Genomic DNA, 26,940 nt, shown 5'->3' on the forward strand with positions numbered 1-26,940 from the left:
TTAGGAGGATAAAGATGTTTTTCAAAGAGCAGTTTGACGAAATGCAGAAAATTGCTAATCAGATTTTCAACAACCCCGAATTAGGATACAAAGAGTGGAAAACGAAACAATCGGTTGAGGAATTTCTGAAAAGTAAGAATAATCAAATTGAATTGGATTATTTTAGCACTACGGGTATCAAAACATACCTTTCAAAAGATAAGCCTATTACAATGGCTTTTATCGCTGAACTAGACGCTGTGTACGCACCTACTCACTTTTGTGCCGACAAAGAGACTGGCGCCGCGCATAATTGTGGGCATTTCACACAGATAACGACAGCTCTTTCGCTGTATGCCTATTTCATTGAAACAGCTGCCTATAAAAACTATGATTTCAACATCGCCTTTGTTTTTATTCCAGCAGAAGAATATTTAGATCTTGACTACCGCGAAACTTTACGACAAGAAGGAACGATTACCTACTACGGCGGCAAGCCGGAAGCGATGAAACTTGGCGTGTTTGACGATATTGATTTTGGTGTTTGCGTGCATTCAATTGGGGAAACATTTGATGAGCCGACCATCGAAATTGGTTGCGATTTAGCCGGCTTTCTTTATAAACGTTATCACTTTGAAGGAAAAGCAACACATGCTGGTTTCGACCCGTTCAGCGGCGTAAATGCCTATAGCATGTCCACAATGTTCAACGTCGCACTCGGGCTACTCAGACAGCAAGTTCGCGATGATCAGCTTGTACGTTTTAATCCAATTTTGATGAATAGCAACATGTCGACAAACGTGATTCCAAACCGCGTTACTGTGGGAACCGATTTACGTACCAAGTCTATTGAATACATGCAGGAAACTGCTAAAAAGCTTGACCTCGCTGCAGAACATAGTGCGGCAGCCTTATCAGGAAATGTCAAAACAGAAACACAAATGGGCTACTTGCCTTTCGTTCAAGACACTTATTTAAATTCATTTGTCAAACACGCTTTTGATAAAAATGAAGAAATCACGGGCCTAATTGATGACCGCGGCGGAATTGCAGCTGCTGGTGACATTGGCGATTTAGCCTTTATGTTCCCGTGCATTCAAATCAGCTATGGTGGCTTCACAGGTGCCATTCACGGCGATGATTTCCGCATGATAGACGACCGCTTTGTGTTGGAACAATTCCCGCGTTTTGTGAGCCAAGTGTTCGAGGAAATGAACGGGCAATTAGACACGACGAAACTTTATAAACGTAGCTACAATGAATATGAAAAACTAATCCAATCAATCACAGACTAGGGAGGAAAACATGAAAAAAGGGTTTATTTATTTAATCGCAACTGTGCTCATCATTATTACAATCGCAGAAATGATTGGAATTAAGACACTCCAATTCGGCACAGTAACTGTCACTGTCTTGCCACTTGTTTTTGCCGTTGCCATCGGAATGATTTTCGGTATTCCATTTTTCCGAAAAGGCATCTTGAAGAAAATTTATAGCAAAGAAAATGTTGGCTTTTCCGGTCAATATTTAATCATTATTATGTTACCACTAATGGCGCGATACGGCGCCGATGTAGCCCCGCACATTAAAGAAATCCTAAGCATCGGCTGGGTATTCCTCTTGCAAGAATTAGGGAACCTAGGTACCGTTCTGCTCGGTCTCCCAGTAGCCATCATGCTCGGGTTGCGCCGCGAAGCAATCGGAGCAACACTAGGACTCGGTCGCGAAGGCGAACTGGCCTACATCTCGGAAAAATACACGCTAAATTCAGCAGAAGGACGCGGCGTATTATCCATCTATTTAATTGGAACCTTATTCGGCGCTATCTTCTTTAGTATTTTTGCACCATTCTTGCTTTCTCTAGGCTTTGACGTTCGAGCACTAGCCATGAGTTCAGGCGTTGGATCCGCTAGCATGATGACAGCCGCGTCCTCCACGCTCGCAGCCCAAGTTCCTGAACAAAGCTCAACCATACTATCTTATGCAGCAGCCAGCCAGCTCTTGACCAGTTTCTTAGGAACATATACCATGGTCTTCCTCGCTGTTCCGCTTCAAAGATTTATGTACCGCACCTTAACTCGAGGAGGCAAACAACATGCAAAATGAAACTCTTGGTAAAAAATATATCAAAATGGGCTTAATCCTTTTACTTAGCGTAGCACTTATTTTATTTACGCAAGGAATTAAATTATGGAAAAACCCTGACGGTACGCCAATCGTAACAAACACCCTAATTGGGCTAGCCGTTTTATGGTTATTTGCTTTCCTAGGTATTATCATATCTGATGTAATGAAAAGAGTGCCAGTTGGCTTCTTGCGTAACTTCCCCGTCCTCGGTTGGGTATCGCTAGTATCACTCATTTTCTGCCTAATCTCAGACTTCTTTGTAACTGCTATTTCAGCCGTTGATTTCCTATCCATTACAACGCCAATTTTAGCATTTGCAGGCATTTCCGTTGCCGACCATCTCGTTGACCTCTCCAAAACTTCTTGGAAAATTGGCATCGTTGCGGTTTTTGTTTTCATCGGAACCTACTTAGGCAGCGCCATTCTATCACAATTCGGCCTTTGGATTACAGGCTCACTATAAAGAACATAATAAAAAAGTAGGCAAGACCATGGTCGTGGTCTTGCCTACTTTTTTATTATTTTTGACGTCTTTCCGGGCTAGTCCAGACGCCTGTGCCAAATCCTAAAATAGTCTTCACTGCTGGAACGAATGTCATTAAAATGGTCACAGCGTTCATAATCCAGTAGAACAGTAAATAAAGCGGTGCAAACATAAAGTATTTCATTTTCTTCCCGCGGTCATCAATTAGTAGGGCGGCGAACAATTGGAGAGCGCCGGCTATCATTTCGAAGCAAACAAAGACGAAAGCGACAGCGAGCATGAGCCAGATTTGCGGGATGTCCCAGATGTACAGTAAATAGATGAAGCGAGCGACAAAAATGATACTCGAAATCCAAAAGAAGAAGGTCCACAAGATGCTTAGCGTTTGGTCAATAAATAGGGATGTTCGGCCGAGATTTTGAAACGGGTGGGACACTACCTTTTTGAAGTTTGTCAGCCACACTTCTGTCCCACCTTTTGCCCAGCGTTTGCGTTGTTTGTAAAGCATGTTTAAGGTTTCGGGCACTTCCATGAAAAAGATAATATCGGCGGCGAAAATCGATAGCCAGCCATTCATTTGGTGATCCCAAGCGATGCTAATGTCTTCTGTAGCGCGGTCTTGGCGAAACATGCCAACGTCCATTAGAGCGGCTTTTCGGTACATTGTGTTTGCCCCGCTATAGGCATAGATAACACCAAAAACGCTGCTTTGGGTCCGTTTAATAATGCCGACGATGCTTGAAAATTCGACGGTTTGAGACTTCCCAACGAGTGTTGAACGATTTTGCACGTCCATATTGGAGGTCACGGCGGCGATGTTTCTTCCGTCTTCACGGATAAAATAATTGACGTATTTCCATAAAGCATCCGGTTCAGGAACTGTGTCAGCATCATTGCTTAAAATGAGTTCGCCTTTCGCAAAGCTTGTGCCAATGTTAAATGCGTGTGCCTTCCCTTTGTTTTTTTCGATTCTGACGACGCGTAAGTTGGGGTACTTAGCCATTAGCCGTGCTAAAATTTCTGGCGTTGTGTCTGTGGAACCGTCGTCTGTTACAAGCACTTCATAATTTTCGTAGTTTATTTTGTTCATTAAATATTCGATTGTATCCTCGATAACGATTTCTTCATTATGTGCTGGAACCATAATGGTTATAAATGGTTCTACTTCTGGCGGAATATTTGTCCAAGTTTCTTGCCTATATTTGAACAAATAAGAATAACAAAACGCTCCGAAAAACCAAGCAAGTCCTCCTAAAATAGGATAAGTAAGCAAAATAACAAAAAAGATGGTCATTGTCATATCTAAAACGGTATTTCCTGTATGAAAAAGACTTAAATTCATTTGAGTTCTACCCCTTTTTCTTTGTATAAATCACGGATTGTAGTTTCATCGATATTTTTTTCTTCAGGTATGGACACAAATTTTGCGGCCTCCCGTTCTGCTTTATCCCCAAATCGCTCTGTAAAAAATGCTTCTAATGTAGCTTCTCGTGTATTTGATTCAAATTCATCGTATGTAATTTCTTTTTGCAAGCGTTCTTCGAAATTTTTATTCGTTTTGTGTGTGAGAAATAAGAAATAAATGACAATAAAAATAATGGCTACTAATAAAAAGATGTCAAGTATTCGAAAAATCCGAATGGCTGTTTCAAAAGCGGCAAAAATAATGACGCGTTCCTTTAAAAATAAAATGGGAAACAACACTAAGCCGAATGGCAGAAAAAAGACTAGCCATGCTAAAATCGTGATGAGTATTTGGCGAACTTTTAAGCCCGTGTGCCCCGATTCAAAAAATTGATCTTCGATAAACTGCTCGTTCATTTCTTCTCTTGTCGCGTTCTCTTTCATATGTGTCAACTCCTCTAAAAAGTTATTCTTCTCTCCATTCCCTTAATCATTATTTTGTAAGCATGATTTCATAAAACATTTGACTAAATTTAAACAAAAAACAGCAAAAAAATGTGTAAATTCCACATATTCATTCGTTTCATTCTTGTTATGATAATAAAAAAAAGGAGCTGATTGAATTGTTTACCGACAGAACTAAAGAGATTTTAGAAGACTTAAACTCTAATAAACTTGATAACTCATGGATAAATTTTGAAAAATTAGTTAAAAACTCAATCATTGATGGGAAACGCTTTTTAAATGAATTCATTGTGGTTCATGAAGGGACTGTGCATATGGAAAATAAAAATGCACAGATTCTTCATTTTTTCTCAAAAGGTGACGTCATTAACCAACAAGTGGCAGGTTTAAATTTAGAAAAAAATCTATTTTTAGTCTGCGATACAGATGTTGAGATTACTTTTGTTAACCGGGAATATTTTCTAAACTTCGCAACGAATAAACCTTCTTATATGGAATGGCTACTTGAGATGACTTTACTTAACAATATGAACTTGTACAATGAGCTTATTAAATATGACTTTTCTACAGAAGGTAGGGTTGTTTATACATTACAATATTTATGTGAAAAGTTAAACACGACTCGAAAAAATGACTATTTCGCTGTACCTTCTTTTATAAATAAGGTTAAACTCGCGAAATATGGGAATATTTCACGTAAACAACTTGATAAAATTTTAGAGTCGTTAATGCAAAAAGAGCTTGTACGAATCGAAAATAAAAGGTTTTTTGTAAAAGTCCCTTCATAAAGATTTCATTTAAAATTTTATTAATTATAATGCAATAAACAGTCATTCTTCACTTTTTTCTGTTATTATGATAGTATAAATTGTTGGGAGATGACGATATTATGAATCATAGCGAGCTGCTCAGTATGGTTGAGGATTTGAATCAAAGCAAGGTGTATCCTTCACACGTAGCATTCGAGACAATACAGAGAAATCAGACGCTTGAGATTCAAAAAATGGATACACATATAGTCATTATTTTGGAGGGTTGTTTCCATTTGGAAAATAAGACCTTTCAAATTTTACAATTCTTTGTTCCAGGTAATGTTATCCACCAATCTCCCTATAAAATGGGCGTGCATGATCAATTACGTCTTATTAGTGATAGTGAAACACAAGTTGCTTTTGTAAACCGAGAATTCTTTCTAAACTTTGCTTCAAATAAAATCGAATATATGGAATGGCTGCTAAATGCAGTTACGGAAAATTCTTCGGCATTTTGTTTTGAACTCATGAAATTTGATCTTCCCACTGATAAGCGCATCATTTATACGTTACAAACTTTCTGTCAAAAAGTGGAAGCTCCCGAAATAAACGGTTATTTTGAAATCCCTAGTTTTATTACAAAAACAATGTTGTCCAAATATGGTGGCGTTTCGCGCAAAACTTTGGACAAAATTCTTATAAACTTAGTCAATCAGAATTTATTAAAAAGAGAAGATGGCAATACTTTTGTAAAAAGTCATCTTTAACCATGAAAAAAGCTTGGTCATAGCGACCAAGCTTTTACTTATATAAAACAACTTTACCACTTGCCATTGATTTTTTTACATTGATAATTCGTTGATTGCTCGAACCGCGGAAAGCTAAATTGGGGTCAAAAAGCTTTTGCTCGAAACGGCCATCAACGAGCACATCGACATAAGAAAGTAGCTCGAGTTTATCTTCTGATTCCTGCATCATTTCTTCCCACGTGTAGCCGGTCCATGACCAAATATCTTTTGAGTCGCCGAACTCCTCGCGAATTTTTTTACAAACCGTTAAACAAGTTTCCGTGTTTAGAAATGGTTCTCCGCCGAGAAGTGTTAAACCTTGCACGGACTCATGCCGAACGTCGCGGACAATTTTTTCTAAAAGTTCCTCTGTAAACGGCACGCCGTATTGAAACGACTGCGCGGCTTTATTATAGCAACCTTCACAATGAAAAGGGCAACCAGATACATAAAGACTGCATCTGACGCCCTCCCCGTCCACAAAATTAAACGCTTTATAGTCCGCGATAAAACCGCGACTTAGTTTTTCAGATTGCCATTCTTTTGGCGCTGGATTATTCATCACGTAGCTCCATATGTTTCACACGCTTCGAAATTTCCACGTGACGCCCGTGAACCATCGGACGCTTCATCGGATTGCCCAAATAGCCACAAGTTCGCTTCACAACGTCCGCCTTTTCAGGATCTGTGTTTCCGCACTCTGGGCACTTAAACCCTTCTTCTGTTGGGGAAAACTCACCTTCAAATTCGCATTCATAACATTTATCAATTGGCGTATTTGTTCCGAGATAAGCGACTCGGTCGTAGGCATAGTCCCAAACAGCCTCTAACGCTTTGGTGTTGTGTACAATTTTTGGATACTCACAGTAATGAATGAAGCCACCTGAACAAAACTCTGGATATTCTTTTTCGAAATCAATTTTTTCAAACGGTGTAATTTTTTTGCGCACATCGAAATGGAATGAATTTTGATAGTATTCCTTATCGGTTATGTCTTTAATAACGCCATATTTTTCGCGGTCTAGGCGATTGAAACGGTCGGTCAAGCTTTCACTTGGTGTAGAGTAGACGCTAAACCAGTAACCGTATTCTGCTTTCCACTCGTCCGCGTATTCTTTCAAACTTTTCACGATGTCGAGCGTAAAGTTTTTCGCTTCGGAATTCGTTTCCCACTCGCCACCATAAAAAACGGTCGCCGCCTCATAAAGACCAATGTAGCCGATTGAAATGGTGGAACGCTCTTTGTTAAAGAGTTCGTCAACTGCATCGCCGTCTTGTAGTCGCTTCCCGAAAGCCCCGTATTTATATAAAATCGGCGCGTTTTCTGGGCGTGCCTCTCTGACACGATTTAAACGGAATAAAAGGGCATCTTTTACAGTTTGCATGCGCGCATGGAAAATATCCCAAAACTTCGTCTGGTCGCCGCCGCTTTGAATCGCGATTCGCGGAACATTAAGCGTGACAACGCCAAGATTATTTCGGCCGGCATTCACAAACTCGCCGTTTTCGTTCTTCCACGCTGGCAAAAACGAGCGACAGCCCATCGGAACTTTGAAGTCCCCCGTCAATTTCGTTAGCGTGTCGAAACTTAAAACGTCGGGATACATACGCTTGGCAGAACATTGTAACGCCAGTTGTTTAATATCATAATTAGGGTCGTTTTCCTCCAAATTCGTTCCTCTTTTTAACGAAAAGACAAGTTTTGGAAAAATCGCCGTGTGCTTATCTTTGCCGACTCCGCCAAGGCGAACAGTGAGAATCGCTTTTTGGATTTCGCGTGCGAACCAATCTTCCCCAAGACCAAAACCGAGCGTGACAAATGGCGTTTGACCATTGCTTGTATACAACGTGTTGATTTCATATTCCAAACTTTGCATGGCATCATAAATGTCCTTGCGCGTTTTTTCTTCAACATATTCCTTTTGCTTGGAAGCAACAACCCACTCGCCCGCTTCCTTTTCATGTTTCGCATAGTTGCGCTTAGCATAACCCGCTAAAATTTCATCGATGCGGTCGACGGAGCAACCGCCGTATTGTGAGCTCGCCACATTCGCGATAATTTGCGCGATCTGCGCGGTCGCAGTTTGAATCGACTTCGGACTTTCCACATTCGCATTCCCAATTGTAAACCCTTTTTCAAGCATTCCTTTAATGTCAATTAAACAGCAGTTCGTCATCGCGTGGTACGGGCTGTAATCCAAATCGTGAAAATGAATATCTCCTTTTAAATGCGCGTTTGATACGTGTTTAGGCAGCATATATTTCAGCGCATAGCTTTTAGCAACCGCTCCAGCCGTTAAATCGCGTTGCGTATTAAATACAGTCGCGTCTTTATTCGCATTTTCGTTGACAACCGTCTTGTCTTTTTCAAGTAATTTTTGAACACTTTTCGTCATGTCGGTCACATTTTCACGTACAGCATCGCGGTCATGGCGGTATTCTATGTAGCTTCGTGCAACATCTGGATAAGCGGATTTCATCAGCGCATTTTCAACCGTATGCTGAATTTCATCAATCGTTAATTCCCCTTCACTTGGTAAAGAATTCACAATTTCAACCACAATATCATCTAAAAAAGCTTCATCCTCCACATGAATACTTTTCATTGATGCCAGCACTGCACTCCTAATTTTTATCAAATCGAAACTCGATTTTCGTCCATCTCGTTTGATAACAACTTGTTCTACAGCTTGCTCCATGTACATAACTCATTCCCCCGATTATCTTCAGTCTGTTTTTAAACAGTATTTCCCCACCGTTATAAAAACTATATCTTGTATCAACAAAATAATCATAACACAATATAAAGTATCATTTAAAGTGATTTCCTAGATATTCGAAAAAAATAGGCCTTTAGTTCTTAATTTCACAAATATAAGTGCATGGCACCATGCTTTTCTAAAACAAGACATTCGTCCCTTTTCAAAAACACCCTTTTCTGCTCAGCTAACTTTTGTCAACATGCCCAAAAAATTCATTCGGCTTTTGTGCATGTTGCCATAGTTTTTGTAAAGCGTTTTCATTTACAATACAAGTAAGTTAAAAAGAAAGAGGCGAATAGAATGGCTCAATTATCTTTACAACATGTGTATAAAATTTATGATAATAAAGTAACAGCTGTATCAGACTTCAATTTGGAAATTGCGGACAAAGAATTTATCGTTTTCGTTGGTCCGTCTGGTTGCGGTAAATCCACAACACTTCGAATGATTGCTGGTCTTGAAGAAATTTCAAAAGGTGACTTTTATATTGATGGAAAAATGATGAATAACGTGGCACCAAAAGACCGCGACATCGCAATGGTTTTCCAAAACTACGCTTTATATCCACATATGACCGTTTACGATAACATGGCGTTTGGTCTTAAGCTTCGTAAAATGCCAAAAGCCGAAATTCAAACTCGTGTTGAAGATGCGGCCAAAATTTTAGGCCTAACCGAGTATTTAAAACGTAAGCCAAGCGCGCTTTCTGGTGGACAAAGACAACGTGTTGCCTTAGGTCGTGCGATTGTACGTGATGCAAAAGTCTTCCTAATGGATGAACCGCTATCAAACTTAGATGCTAAACTTCGTGTGCAAATGCGTGCGGAAATTACAAAACTACATCAAAAACTTGATACAACGATGATTTACGTTACTCATGACCAAACCGAAGCGATGACTATGGCGACTCGTATCGTTATTATGAAAGATGGTGTTATCCAACAAGTTGGTTCGCCAAAAGAAGTGTATGATCACCCTGTTAACATGTTCGTAGCTGGCTTTATTGGTAGCCCTGCGATGAACTTCTTTAGCGGTCGGATAGAAAATGGCCATTTCATTGGTGATGACTTCACCATCTCGATTCCAGAAGGCCAATTGAAAGTCTTAAAAGAAAAAGGCTATGACAATAAAGAAATCGTTTTCGGCATTCGTCCTGAAGATATTCACGATGAACCTCTAATGATTGAAGCTAATCCTGATTATGCCTTTGAAGCGAAAACAATTGTGGCTGAACTTACTGGTGCTGAATTCATGCTCCACAATCAAGTAGGCTCACACGAATTCGTAGCACGTGTTGATTCCCGTACAGATCACGTAAACGGCGAAACACTAACACTTGCTTTCGAAATGTCCAAAGCACACTTCTTCGACAAAGAATCTGAAATTGCATTAATTGACTAAGCTAATCCTCCCACTTCAATAAAAATAAGCGGTCGTCTAATTATAGACGACCGCTTATTCTATTTCTCAAAAGGAAATTTAATTCCCCATTGTTCCCTCACATTCGTCATAATTTGAATCACATCTTCAGTGAGTGCCATCGTTTGGCTTGCCCCGTTCGCAATGCTTTCTTCCATATCGAGGATTTCATAGGAGAGCGCTCTGTTTGAATCGCCGGCAGTCACAATTTCCTGATTGCCATTTGAATAGGTGATGCTTGCTTGGCTCGATCGCGGATACTCATCAATTGTGATAAAGCCTTTTTCGTAGGCGACGATGCCTCGTTTTGGCATTTTGGAACGGAATGTTAAACTTACAACCGCCATTTCCATTTTTTCATTACGCAAAATAATGCCTGATTGCTCGTCTACGCCCGTCTCATATTTTTTCACTGTCGTCAAAATTTCGGTTGGCGTTTCGTTCATAAAAAAGCGCGCAAACGACAAAGCATAAGTACCAATGTCAAGCAGCGCCCCGCCGCCAAGGTCTAAATTAAAAAAGCGATTAGTAGGATCATTCGGCTTCGCACTACCAAACGATGCCTGAATCATTTTAAGCTCCCCAAGTTTCCCCGAGTTCGCAATTTCTCTTAGTTTTTTATAAAGCGGCATGTGAAAAATCGTCATCGCCTCGGCAACAATCAAATTTTTCTCCGCCGCAACCGTTTGAACGGCAGCTAGTTCCGCCGTATTTATCGTTATCGCCTTTTCGACTAATATATGTTTTCCGGCTTGCACAGCTTGCATCATAAATTCAAAATGATGCGAATTTGGCGTTGCAATGTACACAACATCAATATTTTCATCGGCAAAAAGCACATCAAAGTCGTCATAAACCGTTTGAATCCCGTATTCTGCAGCAAACGCTTCGCCTTTTTCCTTTTTGCGCGCTCCAACTGCATAAATAGTGCGCCCCATCTTTTGCATCGCGTCAGCAAATTGATGCGCGATTTCGCCTGGGCCAATGATTGCCCAGTTTAGCTCTGTCATTTCCATCATCCTTTCCCTATTCATATTCTAATTTATTATAGGCATGCTCGCTTTTCTTTGTCAAAAGTCTATACTTTGGTATAATATTTTAAAATGGGGGGAATGAAAATGTCTTTAAAATTAGTCATTCTAGGCGTTCTTGACTATCAAAATGTGCATCCTTATGACGTAAAGCGCTTTTTAAAGCACTACGATTGGAATTACTTATTCCAAATTAATGATGCTAAAATTTATTATGCTTTTGACTCACTTTTAAAAAATGACTACATTTCAGTCGCTAAAGTGGTTGAAAATGAAAAGACGCCGACAAAAACGGTGTATGCGATTACAGAAAAAGGGCGCGCCCAAATTGAAAAAGAGCTTTATAAACTATTTAAAAAAGATATTTTGTCGTATAAAACGCTTTACCCGGCGTTACTTTTCTCCGACTATGCCGATAAATACAAGCTTTTGTTCTATTTAAATGAACGAAAAAACGCGGTGTCCCGCGAGCTTGAATTGAGCCGCGAGCGGGCAGCGGACAAAACGGCCAATCCAGAAAACGCTGCCACTGCGCTAATTATTAAAAACGCGATTCAACATTTAAAAGCGGATGTGGATTTGCTTGATAATTGGATAGCGCGCATAGAAACCGGGACTTTTAATGGGAATATTCGCGAGGAAATGGCTGAATTTTTTGGGTAAAAACCTACTTTTAGAGATAGACTATAAAGGTTGCACTTTTCAATTGGAGAAAAGTGCAACCTTTTTGTGTGGGTACCTGTAACATTTCTTGGGTAAAGTAGTTGAAGGAAAAATCAGAAAATAGCATCAGTGATTATTTCTTCACAAATACCACTTCAATAAACTCATATTTTCTAGAAAAACTATTACATTTAATAAACATTCAAGAGGACTAGGCTAACTTAATGACCTGTCGCCAATCAGATAGTCAGATGCTTCTTCAGACAAATTCTTTTTCCCTAAAGGAAGCAATTCTTTCAATTCCTCTTCTGAAAACAACGCTCTGTTGTCAGGTACTTTAATTAGCAACTTTGGAAACTTTTTTATAAATTCTCTAACTTTCTCTTCCATGTTTCTAGATGGCCATTTTCCTGTTTCTGCATATATCATTACTTGATAAGCTTCTTCAGATGATTTGAATGCTTTTTCTGCAAGTTCTTTAGTTATTGAATAAGATACTACTTAATCGAACAGACCTTGTGGCCATTCAATCTTATACTTATCATCATTCTTGATTATTGCAAAACCGTTTCCTGGTATTATCTCTTCCATCAAAACATCACCTTTCTCGTTTAAATATCTCTGTCATTTTATATCCGTCGGAAGGAAGAAAAAGGGACTCACAAAATAGCTAGCACCTTGACTTATATCGAACAACTTGTCCATAATCCCATTATAGGAGTCCTTCATGACTGACTCTACTTATGAAAAAGCTTTAGATTGTTGCTTTTTCATTTATAACTTTCAGATCAGTTTAAAAGTTTATTAATAAGCAATTTAAAAATAAATCTTAGTGGTAATTTTTCTTCATTAGTCTGGCTTTCATAATCAAATCCTCAAGCGCTTCTTCCTCTTTATCAAAATTCACTATTATTCCCTGTAGTCCCGCTCGCTCATTTGTAGAAAAAACATGGTATACCCCATTTTCTTTTTGTAACACCACCTCAAATGGTTGCAAAGCATAATCATTATATAGATTTACAGGTAATTTTTCAGCACTAATAATATTTAGCAACTTCTTTTGTTCCTCCATTACTACACCCTCCTATAATATTTCTTTTACTAATCCTATTTTTTCTAAGATATCTACAGAGAAAGGGAATTGCCACTGAGTTCCCCCACCGTCCGAACCAAATCCAAGAGCAATTTCTCCAACTCCAGTTTTTACTTTACTCCAATTATTTCCATAATATATTTGTACATCATTATAAATTTTTATTTTTCAGGCTACTATTAGTACAATTATATACATAACTCTTTATATCATTAAAATCGCCAGTTACTTGATAACGATGATACTTATTCACGTCTTCAATGAACGTCCAGTACGGCAAAAGCGCCGCGCTGGGCACGTTTCGAGACTTCCGTAAGGATTTCTAAGGCTAAACCAGTTGAGCCAAAACCAAAAAAAGGTATCAGTAGTTGGTGCCTCACTAATACCGTTTCAATAACTTTACTATTTTCTAACTAAAATTATTGTACACCTAAGTCCTTTGAATTTTTGTACAATACATATTGCTTGCTTTTGTTAGTTGATGAAGTGTCTTTTTTTGCCTCATTTTTTACAGCTCACAATTTAGAAAGTACTTTTTTAAATTCTTCATATTTTTCCATAAACTCGTCTCTTTCAAAATCAAAATCCCACAAGGAATCATCTATATTTTGATCTATATGAGAAGGTAACTCTTTTAATTCCTTTCTATATATTTCCAATTTCTCAATAGGCTCTTTTGCTAACTGCTCTAAAAATTGGCCCTCCCACATTTCGCCAGCCAATGGATCTTCCAAAATAAATTCTATAGCTTTTTTTATTGCCAAATCTTCTAATACATGCTGAGAAAACATTGTATAAACATCATTTTCGTCTATTTCATCTTCTGTTTTATTTAACAATTCTTTTAACCAAATATCATATTTTTCAGTCGTAATAGGAAAATCATCACTTTCATGATAAATATCCTTTATTTTTTCAGCCATTTATCTGTACCTCCAAATTCATTAAATAAGTCATCGATCTTTTTAAGACTATCATTTGCTTTTTGTAATTCATTCTGAAGAAAATTTCTAACATCTTTAGGTAGATTAGGATTTTTTAGTGAGTTTTCAATACTTCTCCTTGAACCCATAAGAGATTTATGGGTGTTGAGCATTTCATCCAAATGATCCCAATATTTTCCAAAATCCCCTTTCTTAGGAACTGGATTCCCTTCCAAATCTCTTCTTGTTCCACTAAAATCACCGTCAGTTAAATGATCATTAATATTATTATTTATCTTCTTCACACTTTTTTTCTGAGCAGGGGTTAGCATATCCTCAATATTTTTTGGAATATCATCCACAGTCCCATTGGCTTTCTCTATTATACCATCAGCCCGTTTGCCTCCGCCACCCAGATTCACATCAAACTTCTGCAGCACATCTTTCAGATTCGCGGTCCCTTGGGCGATTTTGGAAGGCGCTTGGTTCGGGATGCCTCCCATGCCGGCTAAGGCTAGATGTGCTCGTGGCGACTTGTAATGCGTCTTGAGTGACGGTTTTTAGGCTGGCCATGCGTGTCCTCATTTGCGTTTGACCAAGTTTGGCGATGTCACCAACTTGAGTGGGGACATTCCCCCCCCCCTTGTAAGAACGTATCACGCTCGCTAAACGGCTTCCTGAACACATCGTTTGCACACTCGTCCGATAAAGAAGCGCTCTCACTATGAGGATAACGTCCAGTACAGCAAAAGGGCTGCGCTGGGCGCGTTCGGTGGCATCAAGTTCGCGGCCAGCCATCCAGTCTTTCCCCGTAATCGCTGTGCCCATTTCAAGGCTGCCATAAGCAACACTTGAAGCTAAACTCGTAGGGGTCAAAATCAGAAAACGGTATCAGTGATTGACGCCTCACTAATACCGTTACAAAAACTTTACTATTTTCTAACTAAAATTACTTAAGAAACATTCGAAAAGACTAGAAAAGTCCTTTGAATCTTTGTACAATAAATACAGCTTGCTTTTGTTAGCTATTGGCAACTTAATTAGTGAGTTTAGACTTATATTCAAGGCTTTATCACTTGCTTTGGTAAAATATCATTTATTCATCTAAATAACTCGCTACTCCTATAAGATCTATTTGAAGGTCTTTTTCATATTTTATTCCGTAACAGACACGACTTTTTGCTAGCTCTTGATTAGCGAGTTACTCCCTACTAGTCAAAGCTTTCCCTTTGATTACCAGCTTAATGATAAAGCGCCTTCTTTATTTAGTTTTTTTGTTTATCATGCAATACTTCAGATGCATAATTCTTCTTTTAGTTTTAAAAGTAATTCTTGAATTTCTGAATCATTTTCGTAATTTTCCTGAATAACTTCACTAGCGTAACTATACAACTCTTTAAATGTTAAATACATTTTTTCATCTCTCGGAGCTGCTGGATACTCTGCAAAAAGAACTACTCTGTTAGTTCCAATTTCATTTAATTCTTCTTGATCTTCATATTCATCTAAATCATCTTTGAATAAAATCCTTATAAAATCGTTACCATAACCTTCTTTTTGAGCGAAATGTTCTAAACATGTTTTATTGACTGAACCAGAAAAAGTCTTTAATAATATCTCTCTTTCTTCACTATCTGTTACTAATGTATACATTTTATAGTTCCCTCTTTTCTATTTCCGCATACTTGGGAAAAAATTGTTAACTTCTCCAGCTTCATTAATAAATCCTGTAAACTCTAAACCATTACTAGCTACTCCAACAATTTCTCTTCCACTTATTTCCCCATTTCGCATTGCTTCTATCCCTAAATCGTATATGGTACTATCAGAAAAATATTTAGGGTCATACACTGTTTTAGGTTGTCTAATATTTTTATATTTGTTAGGTATAATGTTTCCCTTATTGTCCATAGCCGGAACCTTATACTCTATTTCATATATTCCTTTTATTGTTGGATGAGCTTTTTTGTTAATTATACAATCATCAATATTAAATCCTTGGGCATTTAGCTCACCATAGAAAGAAGCAATATTATGTCCTCCTTTTACTCCTTGCCCCCCTTTTCTAACAAATCCCTCTGAATTAGCCAAATGATTTTTTGCATTTGAGTTGATTTTTAAATTGTTAGCCCCACTTGTTTCTTTTATTATACCATCCGCCTGTTTGCCTTTGCCACTCAAGTTCACGTCAAATTTCTGCAGGACGTCTTTGAGGTTCTCCGTCCCTTGAACGATTTTGGAAGGCGCTTGGTTCGGGATGCCTCCCATGCCAGCTAAGGCTAGATGTGCTCGTGGCGGCAAGTTTAAAGAGCCTTTCATGGCGGTTGCCGTTTGTCCGACCTTGTCCAATCCTTTGATGCCTTTTTGTGTGGCGACCTGTAATGCGTCTTGAGTGGCGGTTTTTAGGCTGACCATCCGCGTTCTCATTTGTGTTTGACCAAGTTTGGCAATATCCCCCACTTGTGTGGGGACATTTTTCACGCCTTGTAAGAGGGCATCACTCACGTTTGCTAAATTTATGAAAGGTGATTATGTCTAAGTTTTCAGAACGCTTTAAACAACTCCGAACCGAGAAAAAAATGACATAACAAGTACTAGCTGATTTAGTCGGAGTAACTAGAGTAACCTATACTAATTGGGAAAATGGGAAAAGAGAACCTGAACTAGATAAAGTTGTAGAGCTTGCGGCAGAACTAAATAGCACGCTAGATTATTTACTAGGAACTTCAGACACTAACCATTTGGATATCACTGAAAATGGTATTAAAAATTTATCTGAAGAAGAAGCAAAAAAGCTAACAGATGTCTTGTTGAAGAATTTTCTAGCAATCACAGAAATTGGAAAAAAGAAATTTGATATGACTGATGATGAAATGGAAGTTATGAAGGTACTTGTCATAAAACAATTTCTAAAAGAAGCAGAAGAAAAAGAGAAAAATGACGCTTCTAATCCGTGAGACACTATAAAGAAAGTCAATAGACCGCTAGACTCTCCTAACGTCGCTATTGACTTTCTTTATTGGGCATGTCTGTTTATCAGTGCCCGAGGAACTCACAAAATAGCTAGCACCTTGACTTGCTCCTCGAGCGTTTTTAGCATAACATGCCCATCATTTGCTTTAGCAGTTGAATTTGTTCTTTAAAAATTCTCTTGTTTCATTCTTAGAATCTAGCAAAATAGCATGTCTACTTAAATTTCTTTTTATATTTTCACTACTCAGTTAAATTCGCCAAAAACTCTTTAAAACTAGAAAATCCTTTTAAAAATACTGGCTCTAATTCAGAAGATTCTTCGTGCTTCCATACTCCAACAGTAGGTGGATGTTCTCTATCTTTAAAACTTAAACAAAGAAAATCTCCTCCAAACAAGCTTGCAATAGGCAATAATTCAACTCCGACTAAATCCTCATTATCAGTTAATCTATCTTCAATCTGGGACAGTACAACATCTATATCGTACATACCAAGCTTATTGTTCTCACTATCCTTTAAAATGCATAAAAATCTTTCAATCACATACTCATGTGAAGAAACAGTAAAAACATTTGTAATTGGCACTGCACCATTATATTTGGAAATAAATGTCGCATATTCAATTGGCAACGTCACTTTCCAATAACTTTCTTCTTTTTCTATATCTTTTTGAGTGGGTAAAGGTAAAATTATAGATGTTTCTTCAATTTTCATAAAATCATCTCCAAACTATTTTATTATCTTGCGCTATCTGCCCACATTCCTGCAGTTCTACCACCATTATGACTTGTAATGTTGTGTATGCCAAAATCTACAAGCTCCATTTTACCAGGAATTTCAGTATGGTGCCATGTTTTACCAGGACGAGCACCACCAACTTGTTCATTTAACCAATTGAATTGTTCCTTATCTGATTTAAGCCATAAATCTTTAGGTAAGTCAATAGTTTCTTCAACTACTCCTGCGCCTTCAAAATCCGCAAATCCATATTTCATGTTTTCTACAGGAGTCACTTTTACATCAGGTATTAACCCTTCATTTACAGCCATTTCTTTTATCAATTTTTTCTGCTTAATTGATAAATTTTCTCCTCCAGAAATAGATTTATTCCATGACCATTTTTCATTTTTAGATACTATTTCAGCATATTTCTGAGAGTAACTTTGCAGAGCATCATCAAACGATGCTTTTCCATTAACAAAATCGTCAATTAGATTAGCATTAGCCCCATTGGCTTTCTCTATTATACCATCAGCTCGTTTGCTTCCGCCACCCAAATTCACATCAAACTTCTGCAGCACATCTTTCAAATTCTCCGTCCCTTGAGCGATTTTGGAAGGCGCTTGGTTCGGGATACCTCCCATGCCGGCTAAGGCTAGATGTGCTCGTGGCGGCAAGTTTAAAGAGCCTTTCATGGCGGTTGCCGTTTGTCCGACCTTGTCCAATCCTTTGATGCCTTTTTGTGTGGTGACTTGTAATGCGTCTTGAGTGGCGGTTTTTAGGCTTGCTATGCGCGTTCTCATTTGCGTTTGACCAAGTTTGGCAATATCCCCCACTTGGGTGGGGACATTTTTCACGCCTTGTAAGAGGGCATCACTCACGTTTGCTAAACGGCTTCCTGAGCGCATCATTTGTACACCGCCGGTTAGGGCTTTGACGCCTGGAATGACATCCAAAACCGCAAAAGCGCCGCGCTGGGCGCGTTCGGTGGCATCCAGTTCGCGGCCAGTCATCCAGTCTTTGCCTGTCTTCGCCGCGCTTATTTCAAGCGTACCGTAAGCGGCACTTAAAGCTACACCTGCGAGCGGGCAAAATGCGGAAACACCCACGATGACGATAGTGGCGACCACGAGTGTCCAAAATTCTGTCTTCTGTTGTTCATCTTTAATGGACGTGTAGGCGAAAGCACGGGAATTTAACATCGCGGCTTGAAAATCTTGATGGCTGACGTCTTCTCCTTTGTTCGTCTGTTTCCATGCATCATACTGCAGCTTCATTTGGTCGGCATAAAAGGTGTCCCCGCTGAATAAATCCTCGAGGCTCACTTTACTTTTTGGGACCTCTACTTGTTTTTGCGTATAGCTGTTTTCAAACTGTGTGGTTGTCGTGGTGGCTCCAATTCGGTTTTCCGTTGTGAACGTGGTCGCATCTAAGTCGCGCATGCCTGCCACAAAGTCATCTAGCTTTTCATAAAACGGGTGGTCGATCGTGTTGTTTACGATGTCCCCGATTTGGTCGGAAAAACGATAAAGGACGTCAAAATCCTCGAAAATCTCCTGATACTTGGATGTTTGGCTTGTATGTTGAAAAGAAATCACGCCGTCTGTGTCGTAGCGGGCAATGTCGTCTTCGGCTTCTTCTAAATTCTTGGAAACTTTCTTTAAATGGTCGATTGTACCCTTTCCCCATGCGCCTTTCCCGATAAGGCTGCCAATGCTTTTTCCTGCTTTTTCAAAGTCATCTTCCTGATAATGAATATCTTTCACTAAAGCATTCACCTACTTACTACTTTTTCTTTTAGTTTAGCATATGCAAGAAATGCAAGCTGTGGACATTGTATGAATTTTTCAGTAATATATATCAAATTTCGGGGCACAAATAAAAAAACAAGCGGACAACTAGTAAAATTCATTTTTGAAAATGAGATTCGTACTGGCTGTATGCTTGTTTATTTTTCCTCTTTATAGGACACTCTTCATCATTATTCCCGCACAAACTTCCTAAAAACGGCATTCAATTTGGCATAGGCGATTGGTTCGGGCGAATCAATGGATTGCACAAATTGTTTGAAATGGCCAATTTGTTCGTTAATATAGGCGTTTAGTTCATCAAGGCGCGGTTCTAAATCGAGTTCATCGCCTGCTTTTTTGCGTACTAAAAGTTCAGACGTTATTTCGCGAATTGGTTCGGGAATTTCAATTTTAGCCATGATTTCATCAAAGAGGACAGGCGGTTCCGCTTCATATTTTTCAATGTAGCTACATGCAAAAAGCGGACGGAGCACATAAAAATATTTTTTAATTTTCACCTGCTCACCTTGCAAATATTCGCGAAAATTTCCTTCCGCCATATGTAAATAATGATAAATTAGCGGTTTTAGTGCCATATTTTCACGACAAAGTTTGCGAAGTTCAGCTGCAAGATTCCCTTTATCACGATATACAATTGGCGAATTCAGCCATTCAAGTAAAGATGGATTGCACTTCCGAAGCAGTTGCAAGCCCTTCTTCAAATCCCAACCGCTCACGTCAAGCGAGTCATCAATCGGGTACTCAATCACGTCGCGCCGCTCCTCCACTGAAACATACCAATCCTCAGAATGTGTATATAAAAACCGTACATCAAAATCGCTATCTTTGGAAGGAAAGCCCCAGGCCCGACTGCCAGACTCCACTGCATACCAAATGGTTACGTTTTGTTCGTGCTCAATTCGTTTTATTTCCTTTTCAACCCATTCCCACACGCTTCTCACCTTCTTAAATTTGGAGTGTGTAGACGCTAACTACGTGCGTTTTTTCTCCAAACTGTGTTGTTTTTTCTTCCTGTTTTTGGTAGCCGAGATGTTCCCAGAAACCTTTTGCCGCCTCATTCTCATTCAAAACGCCGATGCGGAGCGACTTCGCGCCGCCGTCTGTCGCCCAGTCGCGAATGACTTGATGTAAAACGCGTCCAAGTCCTGCTTCCCTCGCGTCTGGCACAAGCAGTAACAGCCCGATAATCCATTCGCCCTTCTTTGGAAAATCCGCCACAACATCAATCAGGCCGATAGGTTCTTCCTGATCATCTAAAATCGCCATGACAAACTTGTCGAATTTCGTTTTCCCATCAGGCAAGTCCGTTAAAATGGCGTGCGCATCACTTGAATTCGCTTTCCGCCCTTGCTCAATTTGAAAGTAATCCTCGCACTTGGCGCATACATGTTCAGCCAAAGCGATATCCTTTTCATTTAAAAATTTCACATGATAATTACGTTTCATACTGTCACACTCTTTTCCACATTTCTTCTTCCATCTTGCCATATTTCCTAGTAAACTTCAATCGCTAGCAGGAATATGCTATACTTAATTGGTATGATTGGAGGAACTGAACTTATGATTAAATTAGTAGCAATTGATATTGATGGCACACTTTTAAACGACCACCACGAAGTAACGACCGAAGTGAAAGAAGCGATTCGAAAAGCAAAAGTAGCTGGCACAAAAATTGTTTTATGTACAGGCCGTCCACTTGTCGGCGTGCAACAATATTTAAGCGAACTTGAACTGCGCGAGGAAGGCGATTATGTCATTAGCTTTAACGGCGCCATGGTTCAAGATACCTTTACGAAAGAAGTCGTATCGCACTTAACGTTAACGAAAGACGACCTCGTTTCACTTTCAAAAATAAGTGATGATGCTGGACTACATATGCACTTCTTCGATGATAAAACGCTCTACACAGCGAATCGGAACATTGGAAAATACACTATTGTAGAAGCTTATTTAACCGGGAGTCAGCTCGTTTTCACTGAAATCGAGAAAATTCCGGCTGATTTCCAAATGTCAAAAGCAATGATGATTGACGAACCAGAAATTCTCGAAGCGGGAATAAAGAAGCTACCAAGCGACCTTGAAGAGCATTACCACCTTGTTCGCAGTGCCCCGTTTTATTTAGAAGTTTTAAACCCGAATGCAAGTAAAGGAAATGCGGTGAAGCAGCTTTCTGAACTTCTTGGCATCAAACAAGATGAAGTGATGTGCATAGGCGACCATGAAAATGATACAACGATGCTTGAATTTGCAGGCACTGCCGTTGCGATGGGCAATGCTATCCCGCGCCTAAAAGATATGGCTGATTTCATTACAGAAACCAACAATAACAGCGGTGTCGCGCGGGCCATTGAAAAATTCATTTTGAATGCTTAAATTAAAAAGCGTTGTAGTTTTCAATAACTACAGCGCTTTTTTTAAACTATTTTTTAAAACCCGTACTCATCATTTTTCGTGTTGCTAGCACCTTCAACGCTAGGTAAACACATGAAAACAAGAATAATAATGCTTCCAACAAACGGAATAAGACCAAGTAGCACGAACCAGCCACTTTTTCCGATGTCATGAAATCTGCGAATCATAAGGCTAATTCCCGGAATAATATTCGCGACTCCAAAGAGCCATACAAGTACGACTACAAAAAGCATTGGTCCTGCATACATTGCTCCAAAAACTTCCCCCGGATAAGCTGTACCCGCTGCTGCTGTTGCAGAAGAAAGACCAACGATTAGCATTAAAATCCAAAAGATTGCCATGATAATCGCATTCCATAGGATAGTATACCAGTATTCCGAACGTGTTGAACGCCCACTAAAGTTCACATAATTCTTCCAATAGGCTTTATAAGCTTCTAAAAATCCCATTTTTTCAACTCCCTTTTTTAAACTATCCAAATTATTATACTATACTTTCAAAGTGAATGATATGTCTAAATTTCGAATTTATTAACCATTTATTCTTTTTTAGCCACACTTTTACACTATTTCAAAAAGTAATTCGGTGTAAAAAAAACCTTTTTTTGTTTCGCGAAGTAGGCACTCTTAAGCCCATTCTCCACTGGATAATGACTAAGCTTCGTGCCAGGCTTGTAGGTTAAAATTGCGCCGCCGTGTAGGTTCATGTCGTCCCACCAAATCGCGAATGCTTTTATTTTCCCTTCAAATTTATCAGTCCCTTTAACAGGCTTCAAATTGGTGACCATCGAGTGGTAAATGTAGCCAGTAACCCATTTCCCGTTTTTATCTTGAACGGAAGTCTTGTGCCAATAGCGCGAATGCTTCCCAATTTGGACTTTTGTACCCGTTTTCCAAAGCCGAAGTGGCGTTTGTGATTTGAATTGCGGTTTTGGAAGTAGTGGGGTAACATCTTGGACGGTAGCAGAAATGGAATGTTTCTTCACATCATTTTTCGTATTGTGAGCTACTTTTATTTTAGACAATAAAGTGATATTTTGCGAAGCCGTTCCTCTGTAGCCCGTAATGCCGTACTTCGCGGCTAGCTCCATACGATGACCATAGCTTGAGTCAAGCCCAATCAGATTCATATACGCGACGAGCCCTAGATCGTCTGTTTTCGGCGCGCTCGCTTCAAACGAATCCGAACCATAACCTTTGTAATTGAACTGCATATGCGGCTTATCAACAAGCCCCCGCCAATCTCCACCCCATTCAAAACCGAGCGTCTTCGCCTTTGCGATAAACTTCTTCATATCTGCACGGTTGTACCCGTCCCACTGAATCGTTTGCCCTTTCGCTGGGACAAAATCGAATGCCTGCCCAACAATATGGTAAGACTTCATCGTCTGTGATGCGCCACTCGCCACGTGACTCTTTTGCTGCGCAGTAGTTCGGATCGTTTCGTAAATTAAAACTTCGATTTGTTCCCCTTCTGCCCATTTTAAAAGCGAAGTCGCCGCTTTTTTCGTCTGGTTGGCTAATTTTGCGATATTCGCCCAATTTCTCTCGCTGTAATACGTCACTTGCTGTCATCCCCCTTCAAATTCCCATCACGTTTCGTAAACTGTTCAAACAAACCCGTACCGCCTAGTCCTGCTAAGCCGCCAGACCATAACATAACGGAAATTGAGCCGGCACCAGGAATAAACGTTGCCAGGCCTCCAACCGTAATACCTATCATTAAACTTACTAGCGGCAAATAATGCCGCGGAATTTTATTTGTGCTTTTGACAACTTGAACAATTGCAGTTGTTGAAATTGTTAAAAATGTCATATAAGCGAGTAATTCTTCTCCAAAATTCATTTTTTCCATCTCCTTTATGAAAAGCTTTCGACAATGCTTGCAATTAAAAGTGCAGCAACAAGACCAATTGCCCAGTAAAACGAGCGCAAAGCTTTTTCTTCACGTATGTTGGCTGAAACTTCTCTATCAAGTGCGTGTTTTTCGCGGCTAGCAGATTGTGTAAGTGCATTTTTCAGCTCGTTTTCAAGTGCTTTTAGCGAGTTTCTGATTTCATTTAATGCATGTTGTTCATTTAGTTCTCTCGCATGGCTTTGCTCCTCGATATGTTTGACACGCTTTTTCAAGTATGCCAATTCATTTTCTAATTGCACGACCTTTTCTTTCATCACTTCCACTTTCAACACCTCCGTTTTGATAGCAGCCTTTTAAAAAGTCGCATTTTTGCAACTTCCTTCATTATACGCGATTGTTGATTTTCTCACAAAAAAAGTATCGCAAAAATGCGACTATCCATTGTAAAACTTGGTGAGATAAGATATACTTTCTATAAATCTCTGGAAAGAGGGGCTTTCAATGCATGTTGGTGAGCGAATAAAAACAAGACGCAAACAATTAAAGATTAGCGCAGATGAAATTGCTAAAAAGTTAGCGGTTTCCAGGTCGACTATTTTTAGATATGAAAACGGTGAGATTGAAAAACTGCCTGTTGGCATGCTCAAGGCGATTGCTGATATGTTAGAAACGACTCCGAGTAAATTGATGGGGTGGGAAACTGAAACAAGCGAAGATTTCATCGCAATTTTTGAAGAGCTAGAGCCGGATAGACAAAGGCTGGTTTACAATTTTGCGGCGGAACAACTGGCAGCACAAAGACAAATGAAAGTTCTAGATTCCTCGACCATCGCGGCTCATTTGGAGGACGATGTCACAGAGCTTGAAATGCAAGAAATTCTGGGCTTTATTGAGAATATCAAAAAGAACTAGGACAGCTAACTTTTGTAAAAAAATAAAAAGAAAAATGGGTATAAACGTAGCATGCGATTATATAAATACAACAGTAGAAGGGGTCGTTAGATGAAACATCGCAGAAAAATTTTATTTACAGCTTTGCTAGCAACAAGTCTTTTGGGAGGATGTGGGGAGCTTCCTCTCGAAATTAATCAAACACCTGAAAATGGCTATGATTTAACCTATTATGGAACAACTGATGTAGGCGCTGAGATAACGTTTACAGATGCGGCTCGTAATGAAGAAAAGGCAATTGCAGAAGACGGCAGGTTTGCTATCCATGTTCCACGGACAACCTCTAAAGCGTCGTATGAAATCATTGCAAAAAAAGAGGGCGAAGAAGCAACAAATTCATTTACAATTCCGAAACAAAAAACATTGGTTGATTATGAGGTGCTGAAAGACCAGTTTACACTTCCGCTACCTGGTGCCCCGCAAGCGGATACAAAAGTGACGACTGGATTTAATATTGCCTGTGACGGGAACAACGTAATGGCTATTTCTCTCGTTTATGCGCCCAGTACCGAGCTTGACATGGGTATTTACGATTATGACAATTTCCAAAACGCCATTGAAGCGGTCATGCGTGCGGTTGGCTCAGAAGATAAGCTAGATAAAGTTTTAGATACTTTCGACGCTAGTCATAAGAAACACAGTACTACGAAAGTGACAGTAGATCATGCAACTTATAAATTCTCTACTGATAAGAGCCTAGATGTAACAACATTAGAGATATATCCAAATTAAATTTGCCTTACTGATCACCCCTTAGCCTGAAGGTTATAGGGGTGTTTGCTATTTTCCTAGCATACTCTTTCACTTCCAATTGAAAAGATTATACTTTAAAATAAAGAAGTAATGTGTTTTATGATTAATGATTTGAGGAGGATTTTAAATGGAACACAAAAAACGGACAAGTTTTCCGAAAGATTTTTTATGGGGTTCAGCTTCTGCTGCTTATCAAATTGAAGGTGCATGGGATACAGATGGTAAAGGACCTTCTGTTTGGGACAACTACGTACGAATTCCCGGCACGACTTATGAAGGAACAAATGGTGATGTAGCGGTTGACCATTACCATCGCTATAAAGAGGACGTGAAACTCATGGCGGACGCTGGACTAAGAGCATACCGCTTTTCGATTGCTTGGTCGCGTATTTTCCCACAAGGTAAAGGGGAATTAAACGAAGCTGGCTTGAAATTTTACGATGACTTAATTGATGAGTTATTAAAATACGATATTGAACCGCTTGTTACGATTTATCATTGGGATATTCCGCAAGCGCTATTTGATGAATACGGCGGTTGGGAATCACGCGAAGTCATTCGTGATTTTACTAATTATGCGATTACGCTATTTAAGCGCTACGGCGACCGTGTTAAATATTGGGTTTCTTTAAACGAGCAAAATATTTTTGTTGGAATGGGCTACGGACAGGCGCTTCACCCGCCAAAAGTTTCAGATTCAAAACGGATGTATGCTGTTAACCATATTGCAAACTTGGCGAATGCTAGTGTGATTCAAGCTTTCCATGAAATTGTTCCTGATGGTAAAATCGGACCAAGTTTTGCCTACACGCCTCACTATCCGATTGATACGGATCCAAAAAACGTTCAAGCAGCCGATGATGCGGAAGAATTGAATAGTTATTTTTGGATGGACGTTTACGCATATGGTCGCTATCCAAGTGCAGTATGGAAATATTTAGTGGAACAAGACATTGCGCCTACAATTGAAGATGGCGATATGGAATTGCTTCGCGCTGGCAAACCTGATTTTATGGGCGTCAATTATTATCAGTCTGCAACAGTTGCTTACAACCCGCTTGACGGTGTTGGCATGAGCAATGAAATGAATACGACGGGTAAAAAAGGGACTTCGAAGGAAACAGGGGTACCAGGCGTTTATAAAAAACTGGTTAATCCATTTGTGAAAACGACAAATTGGGACTGGACTATTGACCCGAAAGGTTTACAAATTGCCTTGCGCCGCATTAACAGCCGCTATCAACTTCCTATTTTAATCACAGAAAATGGTTTAGGTGAATTTGATAAGCTGGAAGACGGGCAAATTCACGATGAATATCGCATCGAGTATTTGGCGAGTCATGTGACGGCGATTCGTGATGCGATTAGCGACGGCGTGGATATGCTTGGCTACTGCACGTGGAGCTTTACGGACTTGCTTAGCTGGTTGAACGGCTATCAAAAGCGCTATGGTTTCGTTTATGTGGACCGCGATGTGTCTGACGATGCACCGATGACGCGTATCCCGAAAGATAGCTTCTACTGGTATAAAAAAGTGATTGAAACAAATGGTGAAGAATTATAATAAAAGTTG

Annotated in this window: 32 protein-coding genes and 2 pseudogenes; 13 read left to right on the top strand and 21 right to left on the bottom strand. The window is 39.5% G+C overall.

Annotation, left to right across the window (positions count from 1 at the left end; all coding sequences use genetic code 11):
* The first annotated feature begins 14 nt into the window (after positions 1-14).
* The 3 genes from CFT42_RS10100 to CFT42_RS10110 are packed head-to-tail and all read left to right on the top strand — an operon-like array spanning position 15 to position 2,569.
* Positions 15-1,274, top strand: a complete 1,260-nt coding sequence (locus CFT42_RS10100) for a M20/M25/M40 family metallo-hydrolase (protein WP_088816069.1) — start codon at positions 15-17, stop codon at positions 1,272-1,274.
* Between the two features lie 10 nt (positions 1,275-1,284).
* The gene (locus CFT42_RS10105; protein WP_088810453.1) at positions 1,285-2,085 is read left to right on the top strand and encodes a DUF3100 domain-containing protein; all 801 of its coding nucleotides are present in this window, start codon (positions 1,285-1,287) and stop codon (positions 2,083-2,085) included.
* Positions 2,075-2,569 (top strand): hypothetical protein, encoded by a 495-nt coding sequence (locus tag CFT42_RS10110; protein ID WP_088810454.1) that lies wholly within the window; start codon positions 2,075-2,077, stop codon positions 2,567-2,569. The genes CFT42_RS10105 and CFT42_RS10110 overlap by 11 nt, the downstream gene beginning before the upstream one ends.
* A 55-nt stretch (positions 2,570-2,624) precedes the next feature.
* Here CFT42_RS10110 and CFT42_RS10115 read toward each other — a convergent pair whose 3' ends face one another.
* Both CFT42_RS10115 and CFT42_RS14985 read right to left on the bottom strand, forming a co-directional pair.
* Positions 2,625-3,932: a glycosyltransferase family 2 protein gene (locus CFT42_RS10115; RefSeq protein WP_088810455.1), complete on the bottom strand. Its 1,308-nt coding sequence runs from the start codon at positions 3,930-3,932 to the stop codon at positions 2,625-2,627.
* Positions 3,929-4,438: a hypothetical protein gene (locus CFT42_RS14985; RefSeq protein WP_088810456.1), complete on the bottom strand. Its 510-nt coding sequence runs from the start codon at positions 4,436-4,438 to the stop codon at positions 3,929-3,931. Before CFT42_RS14985 ends, CFT42_RS10115 begins: the two co-directional genes overlap by 4 nt.
* 179 nt (positions 4,439-4,617) lie before the next feature.
* Between CFT42_RS14985 and CFT42_RS10125 the strand changes: the two genes are divergently transcribed.
* Positions 4,618-5,247, top strand: coding sequence for a cyclic nucleotide-binding domain-containing protein (locus CFT42_RS10125; RefSeq protein WP_088810457.1), 630 nt, complete (start codon positions 4,618-4,620; stop codon positions 5,245-5,247).
* A gap of 257 nt (positions 5,248-5,504) precedes the next feature.
* Positions 5,505-5,978, top strand: coding sequence for a cyclic nucleotide-binding domain-containing protein (locus CFT42_RS10130; protein WP_244169960.1), 474 nt, complete (start codon positions 5,505-5,507; stop codon positions 5,976-5,978).
* A 34-nt stretch (positions 5,979-6,012) separates the two neighbouring features.
* Here CFT42_RS10130 and nrdG read toward each other — a convergent pair whose 3' ends face one another.
* Together nrdG and nrdD are read right to left on the bottom strand one after the other, a co-directional pair.
* A complete protein-coding gene (gene nrdG / locus CFT42_RS10135) occupies positions 6,013-6,561 on the bottom strand; it encodes an anaerobic ribonucleoside-triphosphate reductase activating protein (protein WP_088810458.1) in 549 nt (182 codons plus the stop codon).
* Entirely contained in the window at positions 6,554-8,704 is a 2,151-nt protein-coding gene (gene nrdD / locus CFT42_RS10140; protein WP_088810459.1) for an anaerobic ribonucleoside-triphosphate reductase, read from the bottom strand. The genes nrdG and nrdD overlap by 8 nt, the downstream gene beginning before the upstream one ends.
* A gap of 357 nt (positions 8,705-9,061) precedes the next feature.
* Here nrdD and CFT42_RS10145 point away from each other — a divergent pair, with 357 nt between their 5' ends.
* A complete protein-coding gene (locus CFT42_RS10145) occupies positions 9,062-10,162 on the top strand; it encodes an ABC transporter ATP-binding protein (RefSeq protein ID WP_088810460.1) in 1,101 nt (366 codons plus the stop codon).
* 59 nt (positions 10,163-10,221) lie between these two features.
* On the opposite strand, the gene CFT42_RS10150 is transcribed toward CFT42_RS10145, so the two are convergent.
* Positions 10,222-11,190, bottom strand: a complete 969-nt coding sequence (locus CFT42_RS10150) for a Gfo/Idh/MocA family protein (protein ID WP_088816070.1) — start codon at positions 11,188-11,190, stop codon at positions 10,222-10,224.
* A 108-nt stretch (positions 11,191-11,298) separates the two neighbouring features.
* On the opposite strand from CFT42_RS10150, the gene CFT42_RS10155 reads away from it, so the two are divergent.
* On the top strand, positions 11,299-11,874 hold the full coding sequence (locus CFT42_RS10155; RefSeq protein WP_159458165.1) for a PadR family transcriptional regulator: 576 nt from the start codon (positions 11,299-11,301) through the stop codon (positions 11,872-11,874).
* Between the two features lie 216 nt (positions 11,875-12,090).
* Here the strand turns inward: CFT42_RS10155 and CFT42_RS14990 are convergent, their stop codons facing one another.
* The 7 genes from CFT42_RS14990 to CFT42_RS10190 all read right to left on the bottom strand — a co-directional run bounded on the left by CFT42_RS14990 (position 12,091) and on the right by CFT42_RS10190 (position 16,371).
* On the bottom strand, positions 12,091-12,303 hold the full coding sequence (locus CFT42_RS14990; protein ID WP_244169961.1) for a hypothetical protein: 213 nt from the start codon (positions 12,301-12,303) through the stop codon (positions 12,091-12,093).
* 400 nt (positions 12,304-12,703) lie between these two features.
* Positions 12,704-12,946, bottom strand: coding sequence for an Imm59 family immunity protein (locus CFT42_RS10165; protein WP_088816072.1), 243 nt, complete (start codon positions 12,944-12,946; stop codon positions 12,704-12,706).
* A 536-nt stretch (positions 12,947-13,482) separates the two neighbouring features.
* On the bottom strand, positions 13,483-13,890 hold the full coding sequence (locus CFT42_RS10170; protein WP_088816073.1) for a contact-dependent growth inhibition system immunity protein: 408 nt from the start codon (positions 13,888-13,890) through the stop codon (positions 13,483-13,485).
* Positions 13,875-14,312 carry a polymorphic toxin type 28 domain-containing protein gene (locus tag CFT42_RS10175; protein ID WP_208611157.1) on the bottom strand — a complete coding sequence of 146 codons (438 nt, stop codon included), beginning with the start codon at positions 14,310-14,312 and terminating at the stop codon, positions 13,875-13,877. The genes CFT42_RS10170 and CFT42_RS10175 overlap by 16 nt, the downstream gene beginning before the upstream one ends.
* A gap of 1 nt (position 14,313) precedes the next feature.
* Positions 14,314-14,718 (bottom strand): hypothetical protein, encoded by a 405-nt coding sequence (locus CFT42_RS10180; protein ID WP_088824931.1) that lies wholly within the window; start codon positions 14,716-14,718, stop codon positions 14,314-14,316.
* Between the two features lie 465 nt (positions 14,719-15,183).
* The gene (locus CFT42_RS10185) at positions 15,184-15,543 is read right to left on the bottom strand and encodes a hypothetical protein (protein ID WP_088816075.1); all 360 of its coding nucleotides are present in this window, start codon (positions 15,541-15,543) and stop codon (positions 15,184-15,186) included.
* 18 nt (positions 15,544-15,561) lie between these two features.
* Positions 15,562-16,371, bottom strand: coding sequence for a CdiA family toxin C-terminal domain-containing protein (locus CFT42_RS10190; RefSeq protein ID WP_244169962.1), 810 nt, complete (start codon positions 16,369-16,371; stop codon positions 15,562-15,564).
* 122 nt (positions 16,372-16,493) lie between these two features.
* Here CFT42_RS10190 and CFT42_RS15115 point away from each other — a divergent pair.
* Positions 16,494-16,610: pseudogene (locus CFT42_RS15115) on the top strand (helix-turn-helix transcriptional regulator); the annotation flags it as partial.
* 21 nt (positions 16,611-16,631) lie between these two features.
* On the top strand, positions 16,632-16,847 hold the full coding sequence (locus CFT42_RS14995; protein WP_240310373.1) for a hypothetical protein: 216 nt from the start codon (positions 16,632-16,634) through the stop codon (positions 16,845-16,847).
* A 256-nt stretch (positions 16,848-17,103) separates the two neighbouring features.
* Here the strand turns inward: CFT42_RS14995 and CFT42_RS10200 are convergent, their stop codons facing one another.
* The 4 genes from CFT42_RS10200 to CFT42_RS10215 form a co-directional block, all read right to left on the bottom strand.
* Positions 17,104-17,577 carry an SMI1/KNR4 family protein gene (locus tag CFT42_RS10200; RefSeq protein ID WP_088816076.1) on the bottom strand — a complete coding sequence of 158 codons (474 nt, stop codon included), beginning with the start codon at positions 17,575-17,577 and terminating at the stop codon, positions 17,104-17,106.
* 23 nt (positions 17,578-17,600) lie between these two features.
* The gene (locus tag CFT42_RS15000) at positions 17,601-19,349 is read right to left on the bottom strand and encodes an HNH endonuclease signature motif containing protein (protein ID WP_244169963.1); all 1,749 of its coding nucleotides are present in this window, start codon (positions 19,347-19,349) and stop codon (positions 17,601-17,603) included.
* A gap of 215 nt (positions 19,350-19,564) precedes the next feature.
* Entirely contained in the window at positions 19,565-20,326 is a 762-nt protein-coding gene (locus CFT42_RS10210) for a nucleotidyltransferase domain-containing protein (protein ID WP_205408904.1), read from the bottom strand.
* Between the two features lie 13 nt (positions 20,327-20,339).
* Positions 20,340-20,840, bottom strand: coding sequence for a GNAT family N-acetyltransferase (locus tag CFT42_RS10215; RefSeq protein WP_088810464.1), 501 nt, complete (start codon positions 20,838-20,840; stop codon positions 20,340-20,342).
* A 114-nt stretch (positions 20,841-20,954) separates the two neighbouring features.
* Here CFT42_RS10215 and yidA point away from each other — a divergent pair, with 114 nt between their 5' ends.
* Entirely contained in the window at positions 20,955-21,767 is an 813-nt protein-coding gene (yidA, locus tag CFT42_RS10220) for a sugar-phosphatase (RefSeq protein ID WP_088816077.1), read from the top strand.
* Positions 21,768-21,820: 53 nt separating this feature from the next.
* Here yidA and CFT42_RS10225 read toward each other — a convergent pair whose 3' ends face one another.
* From CFT42_RS10225 to CFT42_RS10240, 5 genes and pseudogenes are all read right to left on the bottom strand, one after another.
* A complete protein-coding gene (locus CFT42_RS10225) occupies positions 21,821-22,255 on the bottom strand; it encodes a DUF805 domain-containing protein (protein WP_088816078.1) in 435 nt (144 codons plus the stop codon).
* Positions 22,256-22,371: 116 nt separating this feature from the next.
* On the bottom strand, positions 22,372-22,791 hold the full coding sequence (locus CFT42_RS15005) for a hypothetical protein (protein ID WP_244169964.1): 420 nt from the start codon (positions 22,789-22,791) through the stop codon (positions 22,372-22,374).
* A gap of 24 nt (positions 22,792-22,815) precedes the next feature.
* A pseudogene (locus tag CFT42_RS15010) lies at positions 22,816-23,370 on the bottom strand (M15 family metallopeptidase); the annotation flags it as partial.
* Positions 23,367-23,651 (bottom strand): holin, encoded by a 285-nt coding sequence (locus tag CFT42_RS10235; protein ID WP_088816079.1) that lies wholly within the window; start codon positions 23,649-23,651, stop codon positions 23,367-23,369. The pseudogene CFT42_RS15010 and the gene CFT42_RS10235, both read right to left, overlap by 4 nt.
* A 14-nt stretch (positions 23,652-23,665) precedes the next feature.
* Positions 23,666-23,986, bottom strand: a complete 321-nt coding sequence (locus CFT42_RS10240) for a hypothetical protein (protein WP_088810469.1) — start codon at positions 23,984-23,986, stop codon at positions 23,666-23,668.
* 178 nt (positions 23,987-24,164) lie between these two features.
* On the opposite strand from CFT42_RS10240, the gene CFT42_RS10245 reads away from it, so the two are divergent.
* From CFT42_RS10245 to CFT42_RS10255, 3 genes are all read left to right on the top strand, one after another.
* Complete coding sequence (locus tag CFT42_RS10245; RefSeq protein WP_088810470.1) at positions 24,165-24,575, top strand: helix-turn-helix domain-containing protein; 411 nt, start codon at positions 24,165-24,167, stop codon at positions 24,573-24,575.
* 90 nt (positions 24,576-24,665) lie between these two features.
* Complete coding sequence (locus CFT42_RS10250) at positions 24,666-25,346, top strand: hypothetical protein (RefSeq protein WP_088810471.1); 681 nt, start codon at positions 24,666-24,668, stop codon at positions 25,344-25,346.
* A 148-nt stretch (positions 25,347-25,494) separates the two neighbouring features.
* Complete coding sequence (locus tag CFT42_RS10255) at positions 25,495-26,931, top strand: glycoside hydrolase family 1 protein (protein WP_088816080.1); 1,437 nt, start codon at positions 25,495-25,497, stop codon at positions 26,929-26,931.
* Positions 26,932-26,940 lie beyond the last annotated feature (9 nt).

It is taken from the genome of Listeria goaensis (assembly GCF_900186125.1).
Classification (GTDB): Bacteria; Bacillota; Bacilli; order Lactobacillales; family Listeriaceae; genus Listeria; species Listeria goaensis.

Excerpts from the sequence above, each read along its gene's own strand:
- CFT42_RS10100 (WP_088816069.1), top strand. The coding sequence starts at position 15 with ATGTTTTTCAAAGAGCAGTTTGACGAAATGCAGAAAATTGCTAATCAG.
- CFT42_RS10105 (WP_088810453.1), top strand. The coding sequence starts at position 1,285 with ATGAAAAAAGGGTTTATTTATTTAATCGCAACTGTGCTCATCATTATT.
- CFT42_RS10110 (WP_088810454.1), top strand. The coding sequence starts at position 2,075 with ATGCAAAATGAAACTCTTGGTAAAAAATATATCAAAATGGGCTTAATC.
- CFT42_RS10115 (WP_088810455.1), bottom strand. The coding sequence starts at position 3,932 with ATGAATTTAAGTCTTTTTCATACAGGAAATACCGTTTTAGATATGACA.
- CFT42_RS14985 (WP_088810456.1), bottom strand. The coding sequence starts at position 4,438 with ATGAAAGAGAACGCGACAAGAGAAGAAATGAACGAGCAGTTTATCGAA.
- nrdG (WP_088810458.1), bottom strand. The coding sequence starts at position 6,561 with ATGAATAATCCAGCGCCAAAAGAATGGCAATCTGAAAAACTAAGTCGC.
- nrdD (WP_088810459.1), bottom strand. The coding sequence starts at position 8,704 with ATGTACATGGAGCAAGCTGTAGAACAAGTTGTTATCAAACGAGATGGA.
- CFT42_RS10145 (WP_088810460.1), top strand. The coding sequence starts at position 9,062 with ATGGCTCAATTATCTTTACAACATGTGTATAAAATTTATGATAATAAA.
- CFT42_RS10150 (WP_088816070.1), bottom strand. The coding sequence starts at position 11,190 with ATGACAGAGCTAAACTGGGCAATCATTGGCCCAGGCGAAATCGCGCAT.
- CFT42_RS10155 (WP_159458165.1), top strand. The coding sequence starts at position 11,299 with ATGTCTTTAAAATTAGTCATTCTAGGCGTTCTTGACTATCAAAATGTG.
- CFT42_RS14990 (WP_244169961.1), bottom strand. The coding sequence starts at position 12,303 with ATGATATATGCAGAAACAGGAAAATGGCCATCTAGAAACATGGAAGAG.
- CFT42_RS10165 (WP_088816072.1), bottom strand. The coding sequence starts at position 12,946 with ATGGAGGAACAAAAGAAGTTGCTAAATATTATTAGTGCTGAAAAATTA.
- CFT42_RS10170 (WP_088816073.1), bottom strand. The coding sequence starts at position 13,890 with ATGGCTGAAAAAATAAAGGATATTTATCATGAAAGTGATGATTTTCCT.
- CFT42_RS10180 (WP_088824931.1), bottom strand. The coding sequence starts at position 14,718 with ATGGGCACAGCGATTACGGGGAAAGACTGGATGGCTGGCCGCGAACTT.
- CFT42_RS10185 (WP_088816075.1), bottom strand. The coding sequence starts at position 15,543 with ATGTATACATTAGTAACAGATAGTGAAGAAAGAGAGATATTATTAAAG.
- CFT42_RS10200 (WP_088816076.1), bottom strand. The coding sequence starts at position 17,577 with ATGAAAATTGAAGAAACATCTATAATTTTACCTTTACCCACTCAAAAA.
- CFT42_RS10215 (WP_088810464.1), bottom strand. The coding sequence starts at position 20,840 with ATGAAACGTAATTATCATGTGAAATTTTTAAATGAAAAGGATATCGCT.
- yidA (WP_088816077.1), top strand. The coding sequence starts at position 20,955 with ATGATTAAATTAGTAGCAATTGATATTGATGGCACACTTTTAAACGAC.
- CFT42_RS10225 (WP_088816078.1), bottom strand. The coding sequence starts at position 22,255 with ATGGGATTTTTAGAAGCTTATAAAGCCTATTGGAAGAATTATGTGAAC.
- CFT42_RS10235 (WP_088816079.1), bottom strand. The coding sequence starts at position 23,651 with ATGAATTTTGGAGAAGAATTACTCGCTTATATGACATTTTTAACAATT.
- CFT42_RS10245 (WP_088810470.1), top strand. The coding sequence starts at position 24,165 with ATGCATGTTGGTGAGCGAATAAAAACAAGACGCAAACAATTAAAGATT.
- CFT42_RS10250 (WP_088810471.1), top strand. The coding sequence starts at position 24,666 with ATGAAACATCGCAGAAAAATTTTATTTACAGCTTTGCTAGCAACAAGT.
- CFT42_RS10255 (WP_088816080.1), top strand. The coding sequence starts at position 25,495 with ATGGAACACAAAAAACGGACAAGTTTTCCGAAAGATTTTTTATGGGGT.